The sequence below is a fragment of the Rhodobaculum claviforme genome (assembly GCF_016653255.1).
Lineage (GTDB): Bacteria > Pseudomonadota > Alphaproteobacteria > Rhodobacterales > Rhodobacteraceae > Rhodobaculum > Rhodobaculum claviforme.
The window spans coordinates 1-6,084 of record NZ_NHSD01000319.1 but is presented as its reverse complement, the minus strand read 5'-3'; the positions used below and the strand labels follow the sequence as shown (position 1 = coordinate 6,084).

The 6,084-nt window shown below is 72.0% G+C and carries 6 protein-coding genes; all 6 read left to right on the top strand.

All coding sequences use genetic code 11. The features are described from left to right. The first annotated feature begins 57 nt into the window (after positions 1 to 57). From denD to otnK, 6 genes are read left to right on the top strand one after another with little or no spacing between them, the layout of a single operon-like run. The gene (denD, locus tag CCR87_RS15520; protein WP_201158448.1) at positions 58 to 1,041 is read left to right on the top strand and encodes a D-erythronate dehydrogenase; all 984 of its coding nucleotides are present in this window, start codon (positions 58 to 60) and stop codon (positions 1,039 to 1,041) included. 43 nt (positions 1,042 to 1,084) lie between these two features. Next, on the top strand, positions 1,085 to 2,053 hold the full coding sequence (locus CCR87_RS15515; protein ID WP_201158447.1) for a TRAP transporter substrate-binding protein: 969 nt from the start codon (positions 1,085 to 1,087) through the stop codon (positions 2,051 to 2,053). A gap of 52 nt (positions 2,054 to 2,105) precedes the next feature. After that, positions 2,106 to 2,612 (top strand): TRAP transporter small permease, encoded by a 507-nt coding sequence (locus CCR87_RS15510; protein WP_201158446.1) that lies wholly within the window; start codon positions 2,106 to 2,108, stop codon positions 2,610 to 2,612. Next, positions 2,609 to 3,892, top strand: a complete 1,284-nt coding sequence (locus CCR87_RS15505; protein ID WP_201158445.1) for a TRAP transporter large permease — start codon at positions 2,609 to 2,611, stop codon at positions 3,890 to 3,892. Before CCR87_RS15510 ends, CCR87_RS15505 begins: the two co-directional genes overlap by 4 nt. After that, positions 3,892 to 4,776 (top strand): L-threonate dehydrogenase, encoded by an 885-nt coding sequence (gene ltnD, locus CCR87_RS15500; protein WP_201158444.1) that lies wholly within the window; start codon positions 3,892 to 3,894, stop codon positions 4,774 to 4,776. Before CCR87_RS15505 ends, ltnD begins: the two co-directional genes overlap by 1 nt. Continuing rightward, positions 4,776 to 6,014 (top strand): 3-oxo-tetronate kinase, encoded by a 1,239-nt coding sequence (otnK, locus tag CCR87_RS15495; RefSeq protein ID WP_201158443.1) that lies wholly within the window; start codon positions 4,776 to 4,778, stop codon positions 6,012 to 6,014. The genes ltnD and otnK overlap by 1 nt, the downstream gene beginning before the upstream one ends. Positions 6,015 to 6,084: the final 70 nt, after the last annotated feature.

Here is a 6,084-nt window from a genome sequence, read left to right as displayed (position 1 = left end):
GCAATTGACAGCGCTGTCATGGTTTGCCACCCTCGTGCCGGAGACGGGGGGAGCGACATGCGTATCGTGGTGACGGGGGCCGCAGGGTTCATCGGGCAGATGGTGGTGCGGGCGCTGGACGCCCTCGACACGCTGATGCTGGACGGTGCGCCCCGGCGCATCGACGCGATCCTCGCCACCGACATCGCCGCGGCACCGCTGGCGGAGCTGGCGCGCGGGCGGCGGGTGACGGCGCTTCCGGGGGGGCTGGGCGATGCCGGAACCCTCGGCCGGATCACCGCCGAGGCGCCGGATCTGGTGATCCACCTGGCCGCCGTCGTCTCGGGGCAGGCGGAGGCCGACTGGGACCTGGGGCAGGACGTCAACCTGCATGGCACGCTGGGGCTGATCGCGGCATGCCGGGCGATGCCGGTGCCGCCGGTGGTGATCTTCTCGTCATCCGTGGCGGTGTTTTCCTGTGCCGACAACGACACCATCACCGAGGAGACGCTGCCCGCGCCGCGCTCCAGCTATGGCACGCAGAAGCTGATGGGCGAATTGCTGGTGCGCGACGCCACCCGGCGCGGCGCGATCCGGGGGCGGTCGCTGCGGTTTCCCACCATCGCGGTGCGGCCCGGGGCGCCGAACCGGGCGGCCTCGGGGTTTGCCAGCGCGATCGTGCGCGAACCGCTGGCGGGGCAGGGGGCCGCGCTGCCGGTGGGGCGCGATCTGCGGCTGCATCTGGCGTCCCCCGACCGGGCGCTGGCGTACACGCTGCATGCCTGCGGGCTGGCGCAGGATGCGATCGGGGTGGACACCACCCTGACGCTGCCGGGCATCACCGTCACGGTGGGCGAGATGATCGACACCCTCGGACGTGTGGCCGGGCCGGAGGTGGCCGCGCGCATCACGCCCGCGCCCGATGCCGCCATCGCCGCCATCGTCGCGTCCTGGCCCGGCGAGATCACCTGTCCCCGCGCCCGCGCGCTGGGGTTCACGCCCAACACCGGATTTGCGGAGCTGATCGAGGAGCATCAGGCCCGCATGACCGCCGCGGCCTGATCGGCCCGGACCACCACACGACCACAACAGGGAGGGGAGACCCATGAAACATGTCGTCCTTGGCAGTGTTGCCACCATCGCGCTGATGGGCGCCGCGCAGGCCCAGCAGAGCGTCGTTGTCGGCCACACGCTGTCGCCGACCTCGCATTACGCGGTGGGGGCGCAGGCGTTCATCGCCACGCTGGAGGAGGTCTCGGGCGGGGCCTTCACCGGGACCGAGGCCCCGGCCGGCCAGCTGGGCGGCGAGCGCGACATGATCGAGGGGTTGCAGATCGGCTCGCTGGATGTGGTCATCACCTCGACCGGGCCGCTGGGGAATTTCGTGCCCGAGGTGCTGGCGCTGGACCTGCCGTTCCTGTTCCGCGACTATGACCACGCGCGCACCGTGCTGGACAGCGACATCGGTCAGGAGCTGCTGGACCGGATGCGCGACAGCGACATCGTGGGGCTGGCGTGGTCGGAGAACGGCTTTCGCCACGTCACGAATTCGCAGCGCCCCGTCACCCGCCCCGAGGACATGGCCGGGCTGAAGCTGCGCACGATGGAAAACCGCGTGCACATGGCCGCCTTCGAGGGCATGGGCGCCGCCCCCACGCCGATGGCGTTCCCCGAGGTGTTCGGCGCGCTGCAACAGGGCGTCGTGGACGGGCAGGAAAACCCGATCACCGTCATCACCGCCTCGCGCTTCTGGGAGGTGCAGCGGTATGTCACCCTGACGGGGCATGTGTATTCGCCGGCCGTGGTGCTCGGCTCACCGTTCCTGATCGACGGGCTGAGCGAGGAGGAGCAGGGCTGGTTCCTGGAGGCCGCGCGCGCCTCGGCCGCCGCCACCCGCGCCGAGGTCGACCGGCTGGAGGCCGAGGGCGTCGCGCTGCTGCGCGACAACGGCATGGAGGTCATCACCGAGATCGACCGCGCCCCCTTCCAGGCCGCCGCCGCCGAGGCCGCGTGGCCGGTCTACACCGACACCTTCGGCACCGAGCTGCTGGAGCGCATCATCGCGGTGGAATGACCGTCCGGGCGGGGCGCACACGCGCCCCGCACCACCTGGGGGGGGAGGGGCCATGACGCTGTTTCTGCGCCTTGAATCGGTCACCACGCGGATCGCGCTGTGGGGGGCCATCGGCTTTCTGGTGATCGCGGCGGGGCTGGCGATGTACCAGGTCACGACGCGGTTCGTGTTCGGCAGCCCGTCCACCTGGTCCGAGGTGATCACGCGCTCCGCGATGATCTGGTCGGTGTTCCTGGGCGTGGCCCCGGCATTCCGCGAGGGCAACATGATCGCGCTGGAGATCATCCAGCGCGCCTTGCCGCGGCCGCTGGGGCTGGGGCTGTACCTGGGGTCCATGACATTGACGCTGGTGTTCTTCGCGATCCTGTTCTGGCAGGGCTGGGCCATGACCGAACGGGTGGCGCGCCAGACGCTGGCGGCGCTGGAGGTGTCCATCGCCTGGGTCTATGCCGCGCTGCCGGTGGGGTCGGTGTTCATCCTGATCGCCGTTCTGGCCTGCATGATCCGCGCTGCGCGCGGCGACTGGCCAGAGGCCGAGACGCCGGAGGGCGCGCCATGAACCTGGCACTTGCGCTGTCGCTGGCGATCTTCTTCCTGATGGGGGTGCCGATCGCGGTGGCCATCGGGCTTGCGTCGGTCATCGGGATCGAGGCGCACGGCCGGTTGCCGATGCTGCTGGTGGCGCAGCGGATGTTCACGGGGCTGGACAGCTTTCCGCTGATGGCGATTCCGCTGTTCATCCTGGCGGGGAACCTGATGTCGGTGGGCGGGATTTCCCGGCGGCTGGTGGATCTGGCGAAATCCATGGTGGGCGGCGTGCAGGGGGGGCTGGCGGCCACCTGTGTGCTGACATGCATGATGTTCGCGTCGGTCTCGGGGTCGTCGGTGGCGACGACGTTCGCCATCGGGGCGATCCTGATCCCGGCGATGGTGCGGCATGGATACCCCAGGCCGATGGCGGCGTCGGTGCAGGCGTCCTCGGCGGAGCTGGGGGTGCTGATCCCGCCGTCGATCCCGCTGATCCTGTATGGCGTGTCGACCGACACGTCGATCGGGCAGCTGTTCCTGGCGGGTCTGGGGCCGGGGCTGCTGGTGGCGGGCGCGCTGATGGCGCTGGTGCTGGTGCTGTGCCGGGTGCGGGGCATCGGCGCGCAGGACGGCGCCGACCGCCCCGCGCTGGGGGCCGCGGCGCTGGCGGCCTTGCCGGCGATGCTGGTGCCGGTGGTGATCCTGGGCGGGATCTATTCCGGCGTCTTCACGCCGACCGAGGCCAGCGCGGCCGCCGTCGCGGTCGCGCTGGTGGTCGGCATGGGCATGTACCGCGAGCTGACATTCCGCCACCTGCCGGAGGTGCTCAAGAAGACGGTCGTCGCGACATCGGCCATCATGCTGATCATCTCGGCGGCGGCGCTGTTCTCGTTCCTGGTCACGCGCTCAGGGCTTCCGAACGAGATCGCCGCCTGGTTCCGCGAGGTGTTCGAGAGCCGCGTCGCCTTCCTGCTGGCGGTGAACCTGCTGCTGCTGTTCGTGGGGATGTTCATCGAGACCTCGGCCGCGATCCTGGTGCTGGCGCCGATCCTGACGCCGGTGGCCATCGCCTATGGCATCGATCCGGTGCATTTCGGGCTGATCGTGGTGATGAACCTGGCGCTGGGGATGATCACGCCGCCGCTGGGGGTGAACCTGTTTGCCGCCTGCGCCGTGGCCCGCATCCCGGTGGAGCGGATCATTCCGCAGCTTCTGTGGTTCGTCGTCACCGTCTTTGGGTGCCTGATGATCGTGACCTTTGTTCCGGCCGTGTCGCTGTGGCCGATGCAGACCATCATGGGGATACGTTGATGATCGTTCACTTCGCGGGGCTGGGGTCGATGGGGCTGGGCATGGCGGTGTCATGCGCGCGGGCGGGATTGCAGGTGCACGGGTTCGATCCCAACCCCGACCGGGTGGCCGCGCTGGTGGCCGAAGGCGGCCATGCCCTGGCGCCGGACGCGCCGCGGGCCGGGGCGCTGGTGTCGGTGGTGCTGAACGAGGGCCAGACCCGCGCGGCGCTGTTCGGCGCGGACGGGTGGGCCGCGGGCGTGGCGCCGGGCGGCGTGGTCATCAGCTGTGCCACCGTCCCCCCCGCCTTTGCCCGCACGATGGAGGCCGAGGCGGCGGCGCGGGGTCTGGCGTATCTGGACGCGCCGATCTCGGGCGGGGCGGGCCGCGCGGCGCAGGGGCGGCTGTCGGTGATGGCCTCGGGCAGCGGGGCTGCGTTCGACGCCGCCGCCCCGGTGCTGGATGCGGTGGCCGAAACCGTGCACCGGCTGGGCGATCATGCCGGGCCGGGATCGGCGATGAAGGCGGTGAACCAGCTTCTGGCGGGCCTGCACATCATGGCGATGGGCGAGGCGCTGGCGCTGGCCACCGCGCAGGGGCTGGATCTGGGCCGGGTGCTGGAGGTGATCGGCGCCTCGGCCGGGACCAGCTGGATGTTCGAGAACCGCGCCCCCCATGTGATCGACGGCGATTACGCGCCGCGCTCGGCCGTCGACATCTGGCCCAAGGATCTGGGGATCGTGGCGGGGATGGCCGCCGACGCGGGCCTGCCGCTGCCGCTGGTGGCGACCGCGCTGGAGGAATGGCGCGCCGCCAGCGCCGCCGGGATGGGGGGGCTGGACGATGCCGCCATCACCCGCCACATCGCCGCGCGCGCCGGGCTGCGCCTGCCGGGGGACGCGTGATGCTGCTGGGCTGCATTGGCGATGATTTCACCGGCTCCAGCGATCTGGGCAACACGCTGACCCGGGCGGGGATGGCCTGTGTGCAGTATGTGGGCGTGCCCGACGCGCCCGCCGCGCCGGGGGTGGAGGCGGGGATCGTCGCGCTGAAATCCCGCTCCATCCCGGCCGCGCAGGCGGTCGAGCAGTCGCTGGCCGCGCTGGCGTGGCTGCGCGCGCAGGGCGCGCAACAGATCCTGTTCAAGATCTGCTCCACCTTCGATTCGACCGATGCGGGCAACATCGGCCCGGTGGCCGAGGCGCTGGCGGATGCGCTGGGGGCCCATCCGGTGATCGTGTGCCCGGCGTTTCCCGCCACCGGGCGGACCGTCTATCAGGGGCATCTGTTCGTGGGCGACCGGCTGCTGTCGGAATCGGGGATGGAGGCGCACCCCCTGACCCCCATGCGCGACCCCGACCTGCGGCGCGTGCTGGCGCGGCAGGCGGCGGGCGCGGTGGGGCATCTGCCGCTGGGCACGGTGCGCGGCGATCTGGCGGGCGCGCTGGCGGCGCCGGGGCCGCGCCTGCGGGTGGCCGATGCGGTGGAGGACGCCGATCTGGTCACGCTGGGGCGCGCGGCGGCGGGGTGTCGGCTGCTGGTGGGCGGATCGGGGATCGCGCTGGGGCTGCCGGGCAATTTTGCGGGGCTGCGCGGGGCGGCGGCGGCGTGGCGCCCGGCCCGTGGGCCGGCGGTGGCGCTGTCGGGGTCGTGTTCGCGCGCGACGCTGGCGCAGGTGGCGTATCATGCCGCCCGCCACCCCAGCCGCGCCATCCTCCCCGAGGCGGCGGTCGCGGGCATGGACGTGGACGCGCTGGCCGACTGGGCGATGGCGCAGGCGGCGGGCGGGGCGGTGCCGCTGATCCATTCCTCGGCGCCGCCGGACGCGGTGGCCGCGGCACAGGCGCTGTTCGGCGCCGACACCGTGGCCGCGGCGGTGGAGGGGGTCTTTGCCGCGCTGGCCCGTGCGCTGGTGGCGCGCGGCGTGGCCCGGCTGATCACCGCGGGCGGCGAGACGTCGGGCACCGTCGTCACCGGCCTGGGCCTGCATGCGCTGGAGATCGGCCCCGAGATCGACCCCGGCGTGCCGATGATCCGCGCCGACAGCGGGGCGGGCGATCTGGTGCTGGCGCTGAAATCCGGCAACTTCGGCGCCGAGGATTTCCTTGAAAAGGCCGCCCGGCGGATGGAGGGCGGGGCATGAGCGACCTGCGCGCGGATCTGTGCTTCTGGGCGCGGTCGCTGTTCGATCGGGGGCTGACGGGGGGCGGGTC